The organism is Candidatus Nitrosocosmicus sp. R, from assembly GCF_054408505.1.
Genome location: NZ_CP167090.1, coordinates 839,808 through 855,970, shown reverse-complemented (window position 1 = coordinate 855,970; position 16,163 = coordinate 839,808). Strand labels below are relative to the sequence as shown.

Below are 16,163 nucleotides of genomic sequence, written 5' to 3'. Positions count from 1 at the left end.
TAAATCTGTTGTAGGGATCATCGTCTGACCTGGGTCCAAGTAATCAGTATCTCATGGAATAAGGAACAATTTGACATATTCTTAAGATTCGAAGATGGTATCATTTCCATGTTAAGTTCAGGCCAGCAATTGATATCTGTCTCACAAAATCAATCAATCGTACTTGATTAAAATACCTGAGATTTTTTAAATGCCTTAGGAGAATCTTTATCAAACTCAAGTATTTCAGCAAGTCAAATTCGGTCACAGATGTCTTGACCTCAACCGATAAATAAGAAACCAGCAAAACCTCTATTACTAATATTTATCTTTCTAGGTATGACAAAAGATCAATTGCTTTATTATATTCATCTATGGTATTAAGGTTAGTTGGTAGAAAACGTTAGACATTCTATATATTCATGTCTTAAAAGGATGTTATTTAACATCAATGGCCGCTCATAATCCTCATTTGTCCTTTTACTTCATTTTACATAATAATGGTCATTTTTTGGCAGATATTGACAACATAGCTTTAATTATCCTTTCCTGTACCTAATATCAGGAAAAGATGAGCCTGTCAAATACAGATTATGACATCATAGTAGCAGGTGGAGGGTTAGCTGGACTTATAGTAGCCTCATCTGCAGCATATTATTCAAAACAAAGAATGAAGGTTTTAGTACTAGATAGGAACTCTATCGACATTCAAGGAAGGAAGACCCTTTCGGGTTGGATTTGTGGCGATGCAGTTGGCAAAAATACTGTTGATTACATGACTGATAGAATCAAAATATCATGGGGTTACCCAGAAATTGAACATCCAGTGAAGGGAGTAGTTGCTTTTTCACCGGATCATGAAACTCGAGTGTCATTTGATGGAGAGGGATATATTTTAAATAGAAAACAATTACCTCAAAAGCAAATTATGGAGGCGACCAAAATGGGTGTTGAAATAGCTAGTAACATCATGATTAGACAACTAACGGTTGAGAATAATTTTATTGTAGGTGTTGAAGGGGAAAATACAAAAACTAAGGAAATATTTAAGAAAACAGCAAAAGTAATAGTTGATTGCACCGGTGTTACTTCAGTACTGCGAACAAATCTACCAATTAATTCTCACATACAAAGAAGGATTGATAGAAATGATCTGGAATCTACTGGTAGATATATTTACGATTTTGATAATAAAGGTAATGAAGACAAGACTTTTTTTGACCCTGAATATTGTATTATTCACTTAGATCAAAAATTGGCTCCAGGTGGTTATGGATGGGTGTTTCCAAAAGGAGATAATAAAGTGAATATTGGTTTGGGTGTCCAACAAAAGCTGTTTGATAAAGCAAACAAGGAAATTGGAACAAAGAGGGATTTGAAGAAGTTAATAGATGATTATGTTGGAGTTAATCCAGTTATATCAAATCCAAGACTAGCAATTGGGGAGGAAGACCTAGGCAATGAATGGGGCACATGGCAGGTTTCTGTAAGGAGGCAGAACGATTGTATGGTTGCCAATGGCTACATGATGGTTGGAGACTCGGCATGGATGCCAAAGCCGCTGGATGCTGGTGGCATAGGTCCTGCTATAATTGCAGCCACTATAGCTGGAAAAGATCTGGTTGAAGCAATAGAATCAGGAGACGTTTCAGAGAATGGACTTTGGAAATACAATAAGAATTTCATTAACGAATATGGTTACAAGACTGCTGGTTTGGAAGTATTCAGAAGAATGCTCCAACAACTTACTAACGAACAGATTAACTATGGCATGAAGCACTTTCTGTCAAAAATGGACATTGATAAGATAACTAATGGGGAGCATCCAGAATTTAGCACCGTTAGTAAACTTGGTATGATGATAAGAGGAGCACTTAACAAGAAACTTGCAGAAGACTTGAAATTCACTTCTCAGATGAATGAAGAGTTAGTAAAACATTATAGAAATTATCCCGATTCATCACAAGGATTCCCCGATTGGTCCAAAGAGCTAAACAGATATTTATCTGAAGCTTTCGCCAAATTCGCTTAAACCCTATACTCTATATTTTAAGTTAGGACCAGAAGGTGGACTCCAATGCTCTAGGTATCCATAATAACCAGTCATTTAACGAAAGACGCACGGTCGATCCGATCTAGAAAGCTCTTTCGCCGGTATTCCTCCGTAATAGAGATACGAACGTCATCAATTATCCGTTTGCCAACATCTAGTTTCTTTCTGACCCCAGAGACAATATTGTCGTAGAATGCAAACGGGTATATTAAATCATATAAGGATTGCATAATGGTAAACAAGGACAGGGATGACTCAAAATCGTCCTTCCTAAGATTATCATAGATCATTCGCTTGATTTCACCAATGCAATCTAACAACCCTGTAACATATGCATTTAATGAAACCTGCAGTTCGATATGTCCGCTAAAATGATTTTTCCTTTCAACAATCTCTTTTAAAATAGCAGCTTCAACGTATTCTTGTTCCGCAGGCCACAAATAACGTTCCAAATCAGAAATAACATATTTTTTGAGTTCTGAAAGCAAAGAAAACGCATTATTAATTAGTTCAGTTGCTTCAGCAGTCTTTCCGCTATGTAATAATATAATTGCCTTGCTACTCAAGGCAATTATTTCCCTATTTTCCTTTATTAATTTCTCCCTGCTTGATTCCACTTGTTTTAGATAAGACGAAAATTCATTCAACGAATCCTGTAATTTGGTAGAATCAATATCAAAAGTCATAATTAGGGTTTCTTGGCTGGTTATAAATAGTTGCTACGAATGCATAAAAAAAAATTTATGGCATCTAAATCAAACGTTGAAATGGATGACCAATATTCGCAGGAGCAGAGGGTATAATTTTGAGTATCGTTTGGTTAAGCAACTTAATTCTGGAGAATGGATTGCGCGAAGATTGGGAGGATCGAGTACAGGCTTACCCGACATTGTAGCGGTAAATAACGCAGATTCTATATTATTATCAATAGAGGCAAAAACGGCTACCAGTAATAGCATTTATGTTCCCCAAGATCAAATTGTCAGATGTTATCTCATTACACAAATGTTTGAGGCTTACCAAGACAGATATATAATTTTGGCATTTAAATTTATGAGAAAACAAAGACTAATAGTTAAGGGGGAGATAAAATACCTACCAAGAAAAACAAAAGAGTATTATAAAATCATAAGGTTTAAAAAAAAGCCAAAAATATTTCCCATGATTAAATGCAATTATAACGGAGACACATTTGCAATTTATGATACTAAAATCAAAAAAGTTAAACTAAAAAATTATCTTATGCCTTTTGATGTATAACAAATATTTATGGGATCAGAATACCATTTATTTATTGGTCAACGTCTTATGGAGAGAGGGATGGCTAAAACCGTTATTAACTGAGTCATTACCCAATGAGAAATGCAGTTTTTGCAAGGATGATTTCAAGGAATTAGAATTTGTAACATCTTGTGAATTCTGTGAATTAGGGATCCTTCATGATGATTGTTATAAAATTCACATAGCAAAAGACCATAAAGACCCCCTTGATCAGAAAGTAAAAGCTCATGAAGAAAAGAGATTACATTCATATCAGTAAAAGATTTTAGGCCATTTTTTAGGAAAAAATTTATTAATAAAGTCCTTAAGGTAAGTAAATTCATGAATATGAAAAGCAACTATACCATAGAAAAAGGGTATGAGCCGATATCTTCGGGCCAGATGTACGAGATAGAAAACAACGGAGAATCCAATTATTCTATGAAGAAAACTTTGATGATGGAGAATGCTGGTTCTAGAATTGCAGATTTCTTGATAGATGAATTCAAAGAAAACATACTAGATAATTCTATAGTAGCCGTTTGCGGTAAGGGAAATAACGGTGGTGATGCATTGGTTGCAATACGTCACCTATCAGGATACATTCTTGCGCGAAATAAATCTAATAATAGAATCAATTTATCGGTGATCCTTTTATGTTCTCTTGAGGACCTAAAAACCCCGGAATCCATTTTAAATTGGCAGATCATAAGTAAAATGGAATCGATAAGAAAATTTACATTAGAATCAAACAATGTTACTGAAATTGAGGACGAGATTAAAAAGTCAAATATTATTTTGGACGGGATATTTGGAACAGGAATCAAAGGAGAAATAAAAGAACCTCTTTCAAAAATGATTGAAACAATAAATGATAAAAAAGGAACTGCTTTTATACTCGCAGTTGATATCCCTTCAGGATTAGATCCGGACAGTGGAAAAATTATTGATAAAGCGATTAGAGCAGACGCAACAATAACATTTCATCGACCAAAACATGGGTTACTCAAGAATCCAGAGGTCGTTGGGAGGCTAATAGTTAAAAAAATCGGCATACCATTTGAAACAGAAAAAGGGGTTGTATGATAAGACTTGAAGGTAGAACAATTTCTGGTAGGAGAAATGGCAAACTTCACATACATTATTGTAGATGAAAAAAATAACGATACAATTATTGTGGATCCTTCTTGGAACTTGGAAGTTATCTTTGAATACCTGAAAAGAAATTCGCTTGGTAATAGATATATCCTAAACACACATTCACATTTTGATCACATATTTGGTAATGAACAAGTAAAAAATACTACTGGGGCTAAGGTGATCCAACATAAGTTATCACCATTAGAGAAGGACATCGAGGTAGATGATGGCCACATTATTGAATTTGGTGATTCAAAGATCAAAATAATCCATACACCGGGCCACTCTAAGGATAGTATTTGCCTAATAATTGATGACAGAGTAATGCTTACCGGAGATACCGTTTTCGTAGGTAGTTGTGGTAGACTAGACCTGCCCGGGGGTAATCCACATGAAATGTATAACTCGATATACGGTATACTAGTAAACTTGGATGGAAATTTGACAATCCTGCCTGGTCATCATTATGGTTCAAGTAAAACATCAACATTAAAAAAAGAATTTGAATCCAATTTTGTTTTCAAGTTCAAGAATGAGGATGATTTCCTTAAATTCATGGGCTCATAAGGACACTAACCCACCACCGCGCCCTTATCAGCTCCTCTTCCCCTTCCGCCGCCCCTTCTCGATGTTGCGGCTGCTGCAGCTGTTGAAGTTGTTGTTGTTATTGTTGTTGTTATTGTGTCCGTCTCCGACCCAACCTTCTTTATGGAATAGAAATGATATAATGTTTGGATGGGGAAAGGCTTTTCACAAACAACAACCTTTCTTCTTTTCTTTTCTTTTCTTTTCTTTTCCTTCCAACTAGCAAAGGTTATTATTAATAGAATTTGACAGAATTTTGTTGATTACTGACGTTATCCAGAGTCTGCCTTCTAAGAGAGGCAATAATGATTTATTGTCTTTTAAATCAAACAGAACTTCTTTTATTTTGGCAATATCCTATACGGAAACTTCTACTATTCCCGGTCTTACAGTTGCCGGAGCAAACACAGAGCTATTAAAATATACCCCCGCCGCCGATGCAGAGTATATTTATTATGGTAGGTGTAAATGCATTGACACCATTCCTGCAACGCCAGATGGAAAGCCAACTCCTGCGATAATTTCAAAAACTGCACTGGATTTATCAAATATCCCGATATCAGTAGTCGAATCTGGATCCAAAATCAAACCCAACTTACCTTATGTTAATATTGATTCCGAATTTGGCAAGAACATACTTCAAGAACCGGGTTTAGAAATAGGCAATGTAATAAAAAACTATGATATGGGTAAATTGCTTGGGAAAGAACTGGCCAAAATAAATGAAACTGTAATTATAGGAGAAAGTATTCCAGGAGGTACAACAACTGCGTTGGGTGTCATGCAGGCTCTTGGGGTTGATGGATATAGCAAGGTCAGTAGTAGTATGCCAGACAACCCTAATGAATTGAAAAACAAGATAGTAGAGAAAGCTCTCTTGAGATCAAAAATGAGAACTGGAGATTGTTCAAACGACCCATTTGGGGCAATAGCAAACCTGGGGGACCCCCTAATGCCCACAGTTGTTGGGTTAGCTGCAGAAATCATTTCCAGTAAGAAGAAAATTATCTTGGCCGGGGGAACTCAAATGTGTTGTATCCTAGCTTTATTAAAGTCGTTGAATGTAAAGTTAAGAGAAAACATCTGTATAGGAACAACTTCTTACATAATTAATGATAAAAAATCAGACATCCTTGGATTGATGAATAACATTTCAGATGAAGTACCTATTTTCTACATTGACCTCCTTCTAGAAAATTCAATCAAAAAAGGATTGAGATCTTACTCTGAAGGATTTGTAAAGGAAGGTGCTGGTGCAGGTGGTTGTTCTATTGCTTCCTTCCTTAATAATGACAATTTAACTAAAGAACAATTCTTACACAAGTTAGAGGAGAATTACATCAAAACAATTGAAAGACCTAGTTTGGTATTTACAAACAAATAGCACAATATACTTTGTACGGTAATTCGATGGTTTAAATACAAGAGTTTTAGAATGAAAAACCTATGAATGGAATCGAAAAAATCAAGGGAATCGTATTAATTTTTATAGCAATCTCCTTTTTTACTGCTTATACTTATACTCTTTTTGCAACAGATTTGGGTATTCTGTTGCTAAAGTTTACTGTGGTTGTAATCGTGGGCGTAGTGTTCTTTATAGTAGGGTGGATTGGAGTTACACTTACAGTCAATGAAAAAAATACGAATGCAAAGTGAGATTCCCTTACTAAATAGATAGGATTATTTGGAAATAAAGAGATCCGTAACTGTTTGATAAATTCGTGGAGCTACATCTCGGACTATTTGGGTATGTTCTATTTCAAAGTTGTACTTTGAGAATAAGTTGCGAATATGAGCCTCAGAAATTGGGACAACCCCAGCTTTGGTATCACTTTTTATATGTGAGAAGAAATGTAAATGCCCTCCAGAGGTTTTTAAGCAATTTATGGAAACATCTATAAACTCATGAGCTCTTTCGGGTAATGGGAGTAGAACTCTATCGAAACGCTCTTTAAAGCTGTTTAAAAGAAGTACTTCCTGGGAATCTCCGTGTATTGAAAAGACGCGATCCTTTAATTTGTTTATTTTTGAATTCATAATACTCAAAATGTATGCATCCAAGTTAGAATCAATGTTGTATACCTTTATTTGATGATTTTTTGCCATTATAACTGAAAACGTTCCTACCCCTGCAAACATATTTACTACTATTTCTCCGGGAGAAACCAGATTTGAAATTCGGAGTCGTTCGGTAGACAATCTAGGTGAGAAATAAGAGGTGGCCACGTTAACTAAAAACTTGCAACCATACTCCCGATAGTAGGTAACGTATTTCTCATATCCAGCAATTACTTCTAGCCCACGTAACCTGTATTCTCCAGAAACCGATGAACTTTGTAAGCAAACAGTTTTTATATTTTTTATACTTTCTAGTATAACCTCTCCAATGATATTTTTTTTTGCTAACAGAGAATCAGGGATCTTAATGATAGCTATATCACCTATCATATCAAATGAAGAATAAACTTTTTCGAGATCCTCATCAGCTAATACGCCTTTGAGAAGTTTTTTTAAAAATTTACTCATTTAATGATGCAACTAATAAACCTATTTGTTCTTCAAGTAATAGTAATTGCCAGCTGTTTTTTGCTGTCTGTCCAACCTGCTGCTATCTTTGTTAACTCTAGGTCTACCAGTTGTCTCATCTCTTCTAAATGAAATTGAGAGGGATTCGAGAAAGTTGTTCATACCAATTTCTTTGGTAGTGGGAGATGTACCAGTCCCCTTTATACCAGGGTTACCTTCGAACATAACTAATCGATCCGAAACCAGATCTATCAATTGAATATCATGGTCTATAATTAATGCAGACTTGCCATTTGATTTAGTAAATCTCTGTATGAATTTCGCAAATGTTATTCTATCTTCTATATCGAGAAATGCAGAGGGTTCATCTAGCGCGTACACATCAGCCTGCCTAATTAATGATAATGATATTGCCACTTTTTGCAATTCACCCCCGCTAAGGCCCTTTACGGATTTGTCATACAACTTTTTGATTCCTAATGGAGAAAGGACGTGTTCTTCTACTGTGGTGCCTTCGAATGGTCCAGTGTTTGCAGAATAGATTAAAGAGCGTACATCGCCATCAATATCTTGGTTGAGATACTGAGGCTTGTAGGATATCCTTATGGTAGTGTCTAAGCCACCTTGATCGATTTTTTCCATGCCAGCCAGCATTCGCATGAAGGTGGTCTTACCCAAAGCATTTGCCCCAACAATTCCAACAACCTCCCCTTCATAAATTTCTCCCCTATCAACAGTAAGAGAAAATTGACCAAGTTTTTTGGTAAGGGCAGTATATTCCACTATAGGAGAAGATGAGAGAACAGTCTCGGTAATACTCGATATATCAAATTTATACGCTTTATCTCTGAACCTAACATTTTCAGTAGGAATATACCCTTCTAAGAAATTATTTATACCAACTTTAGTGCTTTGAAGGGACGATACTATACCATAGGCACCGGGTTCTCCATAAGTTAGGTAGATGTTATCTGATAAGTAATCAAGTAAAGACATATCATGTTCTACAATCATTACGCTTTTACCCTCTTTAGCTAAATTATTTATAACCCGTCCCACAGCCAATCGTTGATAAATATCATTAAAAGAAGAAGGTTCATCGAAAAAGTAATATTCTGCATCCTTAGCAGCAGCAACAGCAACTGCTACCCTTTGTAATTCTCCTCCACTCAGCGTTGAAAGGTCTCTATCTAGTGAATATTTTAGACCTAACTCTTCTATCAAGATATCCGAAACCCCCCGTTCATCGTATTTTTTCAGTAATTCAGATACTGTACCTTTGAAAACCTTTGGGATAAGATATACAAGCTGAGGTTTTATTGAAGTACGCAATGTTTTGGAATGAATTTTTTCAAAGTGTTTCCGAAGCTCAATGTTAGATAACTTTGTTAAAATTTCATCCCAACTTAATTCCTTATCATAGTAACCAAAATTGGGTTTTATATTTCCTGAAAGCAGATTTATTATTGTAGACTTTCCCATACCGTTTCTACCCACAATACCTGTTACAGTACCTTCTTTTGGTATAGGAATTTTATACAATCTAAAGCTATTGATTCCATATTGATGTATTTTATCTACACCAATTTCCTGGGCCAGATTAACTATTACAATAGCATCAAAAGGACACTTTTTAATACAAATAGTACATCCCGTACATAAATCCTCAGAAATAACAGCCTTCCCATCATCAGGCCTTTGAATAATACATTCTCCACCAGTCTTGTTTACAGGGCAATAGATTATGCACTCTAGACCACACTTTCTTGGTTGGCACAATTCCTGATCTAAAACAGCAACTCTATGAGTCAAATTTCCATGTTTATCCAATTGCTTATAATAATATTCACAAATCTTTTATATAAATCGTGAATTAGAGGGAGCAAAATAGTCAAAAGACGATATTTAAGAATTTTCAAGACTTTATAATGATTTGGTCTTTAACTATAAAGATCAAACTAGCTATTAAAGGCACAAAAAAATCATGATCTAAGCAGAAAATAAATAATAAAGACCATAATTGATACAGTAGGATTGATATACTCAGGTTTTCAAAATCACAGCATGAATATTAACAGAATCATTGCCCTCTAGACAACAATCCACTAATCTTTTTCTTGATTGAATGGTAACTCTGGTATATATTCAAACTAACACTTTTTTTGCAAATAAACTTTGTTATGAGTATCTTGCAGGTTTCCTATCTCAGGAAACAACCCTGTAATTCTAACCTTCATTTCAAATGAAATTTGAAACCACATAAACTTGATAGTGTGAATTATCATTAATTGTACCCATTCTTAATATCTGGTCAAGTAAGTATATACAAGAGACACATATTACCTACGAATTCACCATCCGACGAAAGATATGTAATTCTTGTTTCACAGGTTGAAGACATAGGAAGGATTAAATTGACGGAAATATAATAAAAAGTAGCCGGCCATAGCGTTAGGGTCCGACCCGGTCCCATTCCGAACCCGGAAGTCAAACCTGATGTCGCTGCTGGATACTGACGTGCGTGAGCCGTTGGGAAACAGCAGTGCTGGCACCTTTACTTTTATCCAATTAACTATAATAAAAAAATAGAAATATGTTACAGGCTTTGATGTTCTTCGAGGAACTTTACAATGGTACAAATTCCAAACCCAGTAGAGCCTTTAGGGTTATAACTCTTGTCTGTAGTCCCATCTTGGGTCCATGCAGTTCCAGCGATATCAAAATGAGCCCATGGAACATCACTCACAAAATGTGACAAAAATGCTGCAGCCGTAATCGTTCCACCAGTTCTGCCACCAATGTTCTTGATAGTAGCAACATTACTTTTTATAAGATCTGAAAACTCCTCGGATAATGGTAATTGCCAGATTTTCTCCCCAGTATACGAGATAGCGATATTAATTTACTAATCAATTTATCGTCATTCCCTATAATTCCAGCTATGTTTGTTCCTAGGGCAATTATGCATGCACCTGTTAAGGTAGCAAAATCAAGGATATATTTTGGAGAATATTTGGCAACACCATAAGCCAATGCATCGGCCAAGATCAATCTGCCTTCAGCGTCCGTGTTCAAAACTTCGACGGTCTTACCATTATACATTCGAATAATATCCCCTGGTCTATACGAAGATCCGGAAGGCATATTTTCTACTGCCGGGATAAGAGCAACTACATTTATTGGGAGATCCAAATTCCCCAGTGCCTTCATTATCCCCAAGACTGTACACCCACCGCTCTTATCAAATTTCATTTCATCCATCCTATCACTGGGTTTGATCGATATACCACCAGTATCAAACGTTACTGCTTTTCCGACAAGAACTATTGGTTTGTCTTTTGATGTGATTGAATTATTGTATTCCACTATGATCAACTTGGGTTCATTTTCACTGCCTTTTCCAACTGATATAATGCCATTCATACCCAAGTCCTTAATTTGGTCCTGATTTAATATGTCAACATGAATGTTTTTCATTTTTTCTAGAGTTTTAGCTGAGTTAGCTAGAGCATTTGGATCTATCACATTTGGTGGAGAATTTGCAAGGTCTCGAGCATAAAAAACGGATTCACATATATTCACTATCTTACCAATTTCAATTTTATTCCCAAGATTAGAATCGTCTGGGGCGATAATGCTTGCAGAATATTTTTCATAAAAGGTTAGGAGAGATTTGTCTATTCTATCCTCCTTAAATTTATTAAATTCGTACAAGGATAAGACTAGGCCCTCGATTATTGATTCAACATTGGTGGGACTCGAATAGAAATTAGTTATAATGACATTGTGAAAATTTAACTCCTTTGCTTTAAGAGAGATTATTCCTCCAAGTTGTCTAAACTTATCTTCATTAAGTTTTTTACTATCTCCAATCCCTAATAACATTATTTTTAATAACTTATCGCCATCATTCATGTATAGGATTATATTTTTTCCAAATTTCCTCATTTTTTCTAAATGTTCCTCCTGAATGACTTTGTCTATATTCAAATTATCCATCAATTTAGTATTATTCCTCAAGTAATCTAGATCCTTATTACTCTCATCTAGTCCAATTACAAATAATCCTTCAAATATATCTACATCATCAATACTCTTTATTGATATTCTTACCATAGATGTATTGAATTCATATTTTATAATTACTTAACTGATTATAAAAAATTCGACTTTATGTCATCTGATTCCTTAAATTCCGTGTATTAACTACTCCATTTGATTGAACATCCAATTGATGGATCAAAATCCTTTTCGATACTAGATTTTTTTCCAGCCAGGATTTTTTGAATATTGTTTTCCATAATGTTGACTGTGGCATTAGAGCCAGGTTCTAAAGCGTCATTAATTTTGCCATGAAAAGCAAGTTTTTTGGATTCATCAAATAGAAATGGATCTGGGGTACACACTGCTCCGTAGTCCTTAGCCACTCCTTGAGTTTCATCTATAAGATACGGGAAATTGAGGGAATATTCTTGAGCAAATTTCACCATATTAGCAAATCCCTCTCCTTCATAATTTGAGTCGTTACTATTGATTCCAATAATTTGTAAATCAGAGCTATCAAATTTAGATTGCAAAGAGATCAAATCATTTATTCTGGCTTTAACATAAGGACAATGATTACAAATAAACACTATCAAAAGGGTACGAGAATTAATATCCTTTAAAGAGTAATTTTTATCGTCAACTCCCTTTAGCAAGAAATCAGGTGCCTGAGATCCAGCTATCAGTTTTTGTGAAGACTGTGTCTTGACCATAAAGATAGTTTGTTATGAAAATAAATAAAAATGTTATTAGAAATCAAATTGAGGTAGAGTCACAGAATCATGACTGAATTGGTCTGCCTATTCCTCTATACAGCTTTTTTTCGAAATCATCGGGGTTAAGATAGCCTCGCCCATCATAAATAGGAGTTTGCCTGATTATGGAGGAATTGAGCTTCAAATATTCTTTATGATTGGTAGCCAAGATTATTAGATCGCGATTGGTAACAGCATAATCTAAATTATTAACTAGTTCTACATTTTTATATTTTGAAATTATATTGTCTTCTGTTACCAGCGGATCATGAACTATAACGTCCTTAATTTTTAATCTTGTTAATTCTTTTAAAATATCATAGGTGGGTGAGAGTCGGGTGTCAGACACTCCCCCACGAAAAGCAAGGCCTAAAATTGTTATTTTGGATTTCCTAATTACCTTTCTTGGAAGCATTTTTAATGCACTATTCAAAGAGTATGAAGGCATATCATTATTAATTGCTCTAGCACTTTTAGTAATTCTACAATTTATCTTATTTTTTGTTGCAACATCAAGAACGAATTGAGGATATATCGGGATACACGCACCACCAACCCCAATTCCTGGATCATGAATATGACAGAAATTCTGTGAGTTGGCTGCCTTTTTGGCTTGCCAAAAATCAATATTTAATTTATCACTCAACTTGGCAAGCTCATTTGCGAGTGCTATATTTACATCCCTGTAAACACCTTCAAATAATTTTTCAGCTTCAGCGGTTTTAATTCCCAAGATTCGTACTAGTCCTTTCTTATAAATAAGACCAAACAATTTTTCCGCAAGATCTAGACTATAATCATCATTTGAGGATACTATTCCAGGATGACCCTCTTCGATGTCAAAAATGGCACGACCCTCATAAATTCTCTCGGGGTTATAGATAACAAAGAAATCCGATGCAGATCTCATGCCACTTGATTTCTCTAGAATAGGAATCAAAAACTTTTCAGTGGTTCCAGGCGGAACAGATGGATGTATAGAGACGATGTCATTTCTCTTCAAACCAGTCCCAATAGCTAAGGCTACCTCTTTTACAGCATCTAAATCAGCTTTGTCTTTTCTTATCAAGACAGGAACGCATATCATCTTCAATTTTGAATTTCGAGATGCTTGAATCGGGTCATCATATAGTAAAAATTTGTTATTATTTAACCCATTGGTAAAAGTTTCATTAACCATAGGTTCCGGAATATGAGTTGATCCTTTTCGAGCATTTTCTAAAACTTTTGCAGACTTATCAATGCCGATTACAGTCACACCCGACCTCAACCAAGCAGAGGCAATCGGAGCTCCTACATGACCTAAGCCGTAAACTGATACGATGTATTCACCTGACTTGAATTTTCTAATGAGATTGTCGAAAGGTTCTAAGATAACATCGCTCTGTAAGAGACTATTAGGCTTTTCCTTGTTTCCGCCTGATTTCACAATTTGAATATTTTATTATCTTGTTATTATATTTTGACAAAGATTTTCATTTCTCCTTGAGGTAAACAACTAAATCAAAGGTTAGTCCTTTTGGAAACTATAACGCTAGTAAAAGAAAAAATACTGGATTTGTCCATTAATTGTAGGCAATGTTTTTCCCAAGCTATGCGCTAAATATCGCAGGTTCTGAATGGTTTATCATCTTTATTGTTGTAATTATTTTCATATTTCCAAAGAAAATTGGAAGTATTTCAAAAACCATGGGTAAATTTGTAGGAGAATATGAAAAGGCTAAAGGGAAAATAATGGATCAAAAAAACATGTTCGTTTCAGAAGTGTCAATGACTACCGATGATCACGTTTACAAAGGGCCACAGATTCAAGGACCCATATCATCCGAACGGCAAAAACTAGAAATTATCGCCAAATCCTTAAACATAAATTCGGATAATATTGTAGACGATGAATTAAGAAATCTAATCTCATTGAAATTGAAGGAAACTCACAATAAAGAAACCAATTGATATCAGATCAAGGAGTCATGATTTGAACGAATTGGGATACTCTTGAATGATTTGGTTTGGGTTGGGTTAATCTGGGCTGATCAGGGTGGGTCCTACCTATCTAAACCCGATCAATTCGCGTCAGAAGGCAGTAACAATTCCGCTTCCATCAGTTGTTGAATTAACTGGACTACCTCTTGTTCTACCTGTTGTCGTGGGAGACTTAATTTTTTTGAGAAATTGTCGGCTAATTGGTTTATGGTTTTATCTCCAGTACAATTTTCCCAAAACTCGATAATGTTTTCATTAACCATGAATCCTTGACCCTTTTCATTAACTAGAGCTAAGGACTCGTCCTCTTGCTTAGTCACTTTGCCAACCTTCATGGGCATATACTTTTCATAGTCAATCTTAAATCTCAATGATGGTTTGCCGAATCCTAGTTTATCCCTAACCGCCGGATTCATTTTTTCAATAGACCATGGAGGATCCCACACTATTTGTACGTTGATATCCCCAACACCCTCTATGGTATTAACATATTTTTTTACGTCACTTACCAAAGTATCGTGTAGGGGACAACCACGAGTAGTCATAGTCATTTTAATATCAATATTATTTTTATCAGAAACATCCACATTATAGATCAAACCCAAATCTACTACATTAACTGGAATTTCTGGATCCATACATTTTCTTAATTCAGAAAAGACTCTATCCTTTGTTATTTGCTCTGTATGCACTATTCAATGTGTAGTCAACCGCTTTTTAAATTTTTTTGATTGGATTTTAGACGTAGCATTCCTATTATTTGTCAGACTTAAATAGTGACCTCAGGCTTAATTCATATGGTGGATAAATCACACCCTTCTCCGTGATTATTCCAGCAATTAGGTCTGGAGAGGTTACATCAAATGCAGGATTAAAAATTCTTACCCCTACTGGTGCTATTCTTTTTTCACCTATTTTTACCACTTCATCTACGGAACGCTCTTCAATAATAATATCTTCTTCGTTATTGTCCATATCAAAAGTTGACAATGGTGCAGCAACGTAAAATGGGATATTATGCACTTTAGCCAGGAGAGCCACCTGATAAGTACCAATCTTATTAAAAACATGGCCAGATTTTAGTATTCGATCAGCTCCTACCACTACTTTATCTATCATCTTATTTGACATAAGATAACCGACTGCAGTATCTGGGATTAAACTAACATCGATACCATCATGCACTAGCTCAAAAGCGGTAAGTCTTGATCCTTGCATTACGGGTCTGGTCTCTGTTGCAATAACACTAATCTTCTTCCCCGACTCCATTACTGACCTTATTACACCCAGCGCTGTTCCGTAAGAAACTGTAGCCAAAGCTCCAGCATTACAATGAGTCATTACTACTTCTCCATCATTGATCAATTCAGAGCCAAATTTTCCCAACAGCTTATTGGTTGTAACATCGTCATGAGACATCTGAATTGCTTGAAGAATTGTATGTTTCTTGATATCGTCTACCCCATCGTATTTCTTTGCTTCCTCAAGTATTCTATCTAATCCCCATTTTAGGTTAATGGCTGTGGGTCTGGTTTTGAGCAAAATGTCGTATGCAAGTCCTAACTCCTCCATCATCTTTGCCTTGTTGTTGCAGCTGCTATTATTAGCACACAGGGCAAGCCCCATAGCGGCAGCAACACCGATTGCAGGTGCGCCACGAATTGCCAACTTTTTTATCGCGTCTGCAATGTCCATATAGTTTTTACAGGTTATGTATTCAAGTGATTCAGGTAATTTAGTTTGATCAATCAATTTCACACCACCATTTTCCCAAGCGATTGTAGTAAGATAACTCCCGTTGTTAGGCTTAGCCATAATTGATAGATTACTTTATCTAC

15 protein-coding genes, 1 rRNA gene and 1 pseudogene are annotated in these 16,163 nt (G+C 35.5%); 9 read left to right on the top strand and 8 right to left on the bottom strand.

What is annotated here, in order from left to right:
• The first annotated feature begins 550 nt into the window (after positions 1 to 550).
• The gene (locus AAGU22_RS04430; RefSeq protein ID WP_458721021.1) at positions 551 to 2,011 is read left to right on the top strand and encodes an NAD(P)/FAD-dependent oxidoreductase; all 1,461 of its coding nucleotides are present in this window, start codon (positions 551 to 553) and stop codon (positions 2,009 to 2,011) included.
• Positions 2,012 to 2,082: 71 nt separating this feature from the next.
• Here AAGU22_RS04430 and AAGU22_RS04425 read toward each other — a convergent pair whose 3' ends face one another.
• The gene (locus AAGU22_RS04425; RefSeq protein WP_458721020.1) at positions 2,083 to 2,718 is read right to left on the bottom strand and encodes an RNA-binding protein; all 636 of its coding nucleotides are present in this window, start codon (positions 2,716 to 2,718) and stop codon (positions 2,083 to 2,085) included.
• Positions 2,719 to 2,848: 130 nt separating this feature from the next.
• Here AAGU22_RS04425 and AAGU22_RS04420 point away from each other — a divergent pair, with 130 nt between their 5' ends.
• The 6 genes from AAGU22_RS04420 (at position 2,849) to AAGU22_RS04395 (ending at position 6,673) form a co-directional block, all read left to right on the top strand.
• Complete coding sequence (locus tag AAGU22_RS04420) at positions 2,849 to 3,292, top strand: resolvase (protein ID WP_458721019.1); 444 nt, start codon at positions 2,849 to 2,851, stop codon at positions 3,290 to 3,292.
• Between the two features lie 34 nt (positions 3,293 to 3,326).
• The gene (locus AAGU22_RS04415) at positions 3,327 to 3,572 is read left to right on the top strand and encodes a hypothetical protein (protein WP_458721018.1); all 246 of its coding nucleotides are present in this window, start codon (positions 3,327 to 3,329) and stop codon (positions 3,570 to 3,572) included.
• Between the two features lie 62 nt (positions 3,573 to 3,634).
• The gene (locus AAGU22_RS04410) at positions 3,635 to 4,378 is read left to right on the top strand and encodes an NAD(P)H-hydrate epimerase (RefSeq protein WP_458721017.1); all 744 of its coding nucleotides are present in this window, start codon (positions 3,635 to 3,637) and stop codon (positions 4,376 to 4,378) included.
• Between the two features lie 36 nt (positions 4,379 to 4,414).
• Positions 4,415 to 4,999, top strand: coding sequence for an MBL fold metallo-hydrolase (locus AAGU22_RS04405; RefSeq protein ID WP_458721016.1), 585 nt, complete (start codon positions 4,415 to 4,417; stop codon positions 4,997 to 4,999).
• Positions 5,000 to 5,330: 331 nt separating this feature from the next.
• Positions 5,331 to 6,401, top strand: a complete 1,071-nt coding sequence (cobT, locus tag AAGU22_RS04400) for a nicotinate mononucleotide-dependent phosphoribosyltransferase CobT (RefSeq protein WP_458721015.1) — start codon at positions 5,331 to 5,333, stop codon at positions 6,399 to 6,401.
• Positions 6,402 to 6,463: 62 nt separating this feature from the next.
• Positions 6,464 to 6,673 (top strand): hypothetical protein, encoded by a 210-nt coding sequence (locus AAGU22_RS04395; RefSeq protein WP_458721014.1) that lies wholly within the window; start codon positions 6,464 to 6,466, stop codon positions 6,671 to 6,673.
• 24 nt (positions 6,674 to 6,697) lie between these two features.
• Here AAGU22_RS04395 and AAGU22_RS04390 read toward each other — a convergent pair whose 3' ends face one another.
• Both AAGU22_RS04390 and AAGU22_RS04385 read right to left on the bottom strand, forming a co-directional pair.
• Positions 6,698 to 7,543, bottom strand: coding sequence for a class I SAM-dependent methyltransferase (locus tag AAGU22_RS04390; RefSeq protein ID WP_458721013.1), 846 nt, complete (start codon positions 7,541 to 7,543; stop codon positions 6,698 to 6,700).
• Positions 7,544 to 7,564: 21 nt separating this feature from the next.
• Entirely contained in the window at positions 7,565 to 9,355 is a 1,791-nt protein-coding gene (locus AAGU22_RS04385; RefSeq protein ID WP_458721739.1) for a ribosome biogenesis/translation initiation ATPase RLI, read from the bottom strand.
• Between the two features lie 623 nt (positions 9,356 to 9,978).
• Here AAGU22_RS04385 and rrf point away from each other — a divergent pair.
• Positions 9,979 to 10,097 (top strand): 5S ribosomal RNA (gene rrf / locus AAGU22_RS04380).
• Between the two features lie 42 nt (positions 10,098 to 10,139).
• On the opposite strand, the pseudogene AAGU22_RS04375 reads toward rrf, so the two are convergent.
• The 3 genes and pseudogenes from AAGU22_RS04375 to AAGU22_RS04365 all read right to left on the bottom strand — a co-directional run bounded on the left by AAGU22_RS04375 (position 10,140) and on the right by AAGU22_RS04365 (position 13,771).
• Positions 10,140 to 11,491, bottom strand: a pseudogene (locus AAGU22_RS04375) (leucyl aminopeptidase).
• Positions 11,492 to 11,745: 254 nt separating this feature from the next.
• On the bottom strand, positions 11,746 to 12,300 hold the full coding sequence (locus AAGU22_RS04370; protein WP_458721012.1) for a thioredoxin family protein: 555 nt from the start codon (positions 12,298 to 12,300) through the stop codon (positions 11,746 to 11,748).
• Positions 12,301 to 12,367: 67 nt separating this feature from the next.
• On the bottom strand, positions 12,368 to 13,771 hold the full coding sequence (locus tag AAGU22_RS04365; protein ID WP_458721011.1) for a nucleotide sugar dehydrogenase: 1,404 nt from the start codon (positions 13,769 to 13,771) through the stop codon (positions 12,368 to 12,370).
• Between the two features lie 149 nt (positions 13,772 to 13,920).
• Here AAGU22_RS04365 and AAGU22_RS04360 point away from each other — a divergent pair, with 149 nt between their 5' ends.
• Positions 13,921 to 14,295, top strand: coding sequence for a translocase (locus AAGU22_RS04360; RefSeq protein ID WP_458721010.1), 375 nt, complete (start codon positions 13,921 to 13,923; stop codon positions 14,293 to 14,295).
• A 110-nt stretch (positions 14,296 to 14,405) separates the two neighbouring features.
• On the opposite strand, the gene AAGU22_RS04355 is transcribed toward AAGU22_RS04360, so the two are convergent.
• Both AAGU22_RS04355 and mtnA read right to left on the bottom strand, forming a co-directional pair.
• The gene (locus tag AAGU22_RS04355; RefSeq protein WP_458721009.1) at positions 14,406 to 15,017 is read right to left on the bottom strand and encodes a PqqD family peptide modification chaperone; all 612 of its coding nucleotides are present in this window, start codon (positions 15,015 to 15,017) and stop codon (positions 14,406 to 14,408) included.
• A gap of 64 nt (positions 15,018 to 15,081) precedes the next feature.
• Positions 15,082 to 16,140 carry an S-methyl-5-thioribose-1-phosphate isomerase gene (gene mtnA, locus AAGU22_RS04350; protein ID WP_458721008.1) on the bottom strand — a complete coding sequence of 353 codons (1,059 nt, stop codon included), beginning with the start codon at positions 16,138 to 16,140 and terminating at the stop codon, positions 15,082 to 15,084.
• Positions 16,141 to 16,163: the final 23 nt, after the last annotated feature.

Coding starts and splice junctions, on each gene's coding strand:
- AAGU22_RS04360 (WP_458721010.1), top strand. CDS start 13,921: ATGTTTTTCCCAAGCTATGCGCTAAATATCGCAGGTTCTGAATGGTTT.
- AAGU22_RS04430 (WP_458721021.1), top strand. CDS start 551: ATGAGCCTGTCAAATACAGATTATGACATCATAGTAGCAGGTGGAGGG.
- AAGU22_RS04370 (WP_458721012.1), bottom strand. CDS start 12,300: ATGGTCAAGACACAGTCTTCACAAAAACTGATAGCTGGATCTCAGGCA.
- AAGU22_RS04390 (WP_458721013.1), bottom strand. CDS start 7,543: ATGAGTAAATTTTTAAAAAAACTTCTCAAAGGCGTATTAGCTGATGAG.
- AAGU22_RS04425 (WP_458721020.1), bottom strand. CDS start 2,718: ATGACTTTTGATATTGATTCTACCAAATTACAGGATTCGTTGAATGAA.
- AAGU22_RS04410 (WP_458721017.1), top strand. CDS start 3,635: ATGAATATGAAAAGCAACTATACCATAGAAAAAGGGTATGAGCCGATA.
- mtnA (WP_458721008.1), bottom strand. CDS start 16,140: ATGGCTAAGCCTAACAACGGGAGTTATCTTACTACAATCGCTTGGGAA.
- AAGU22_RS04405 (WP_458721016.1), top strand. CDS start 4,415: ATGGCAAACTTCACATACATTATTGTAGATGAAAAAAATAACGATACA.
- AAGU22_RS04395 (WP_458721014.1), top strand. CDS start 6,464: ATGAATGGAATCGAAAAAATCAAGGGAATCGTATTAATTTTTATAGCA.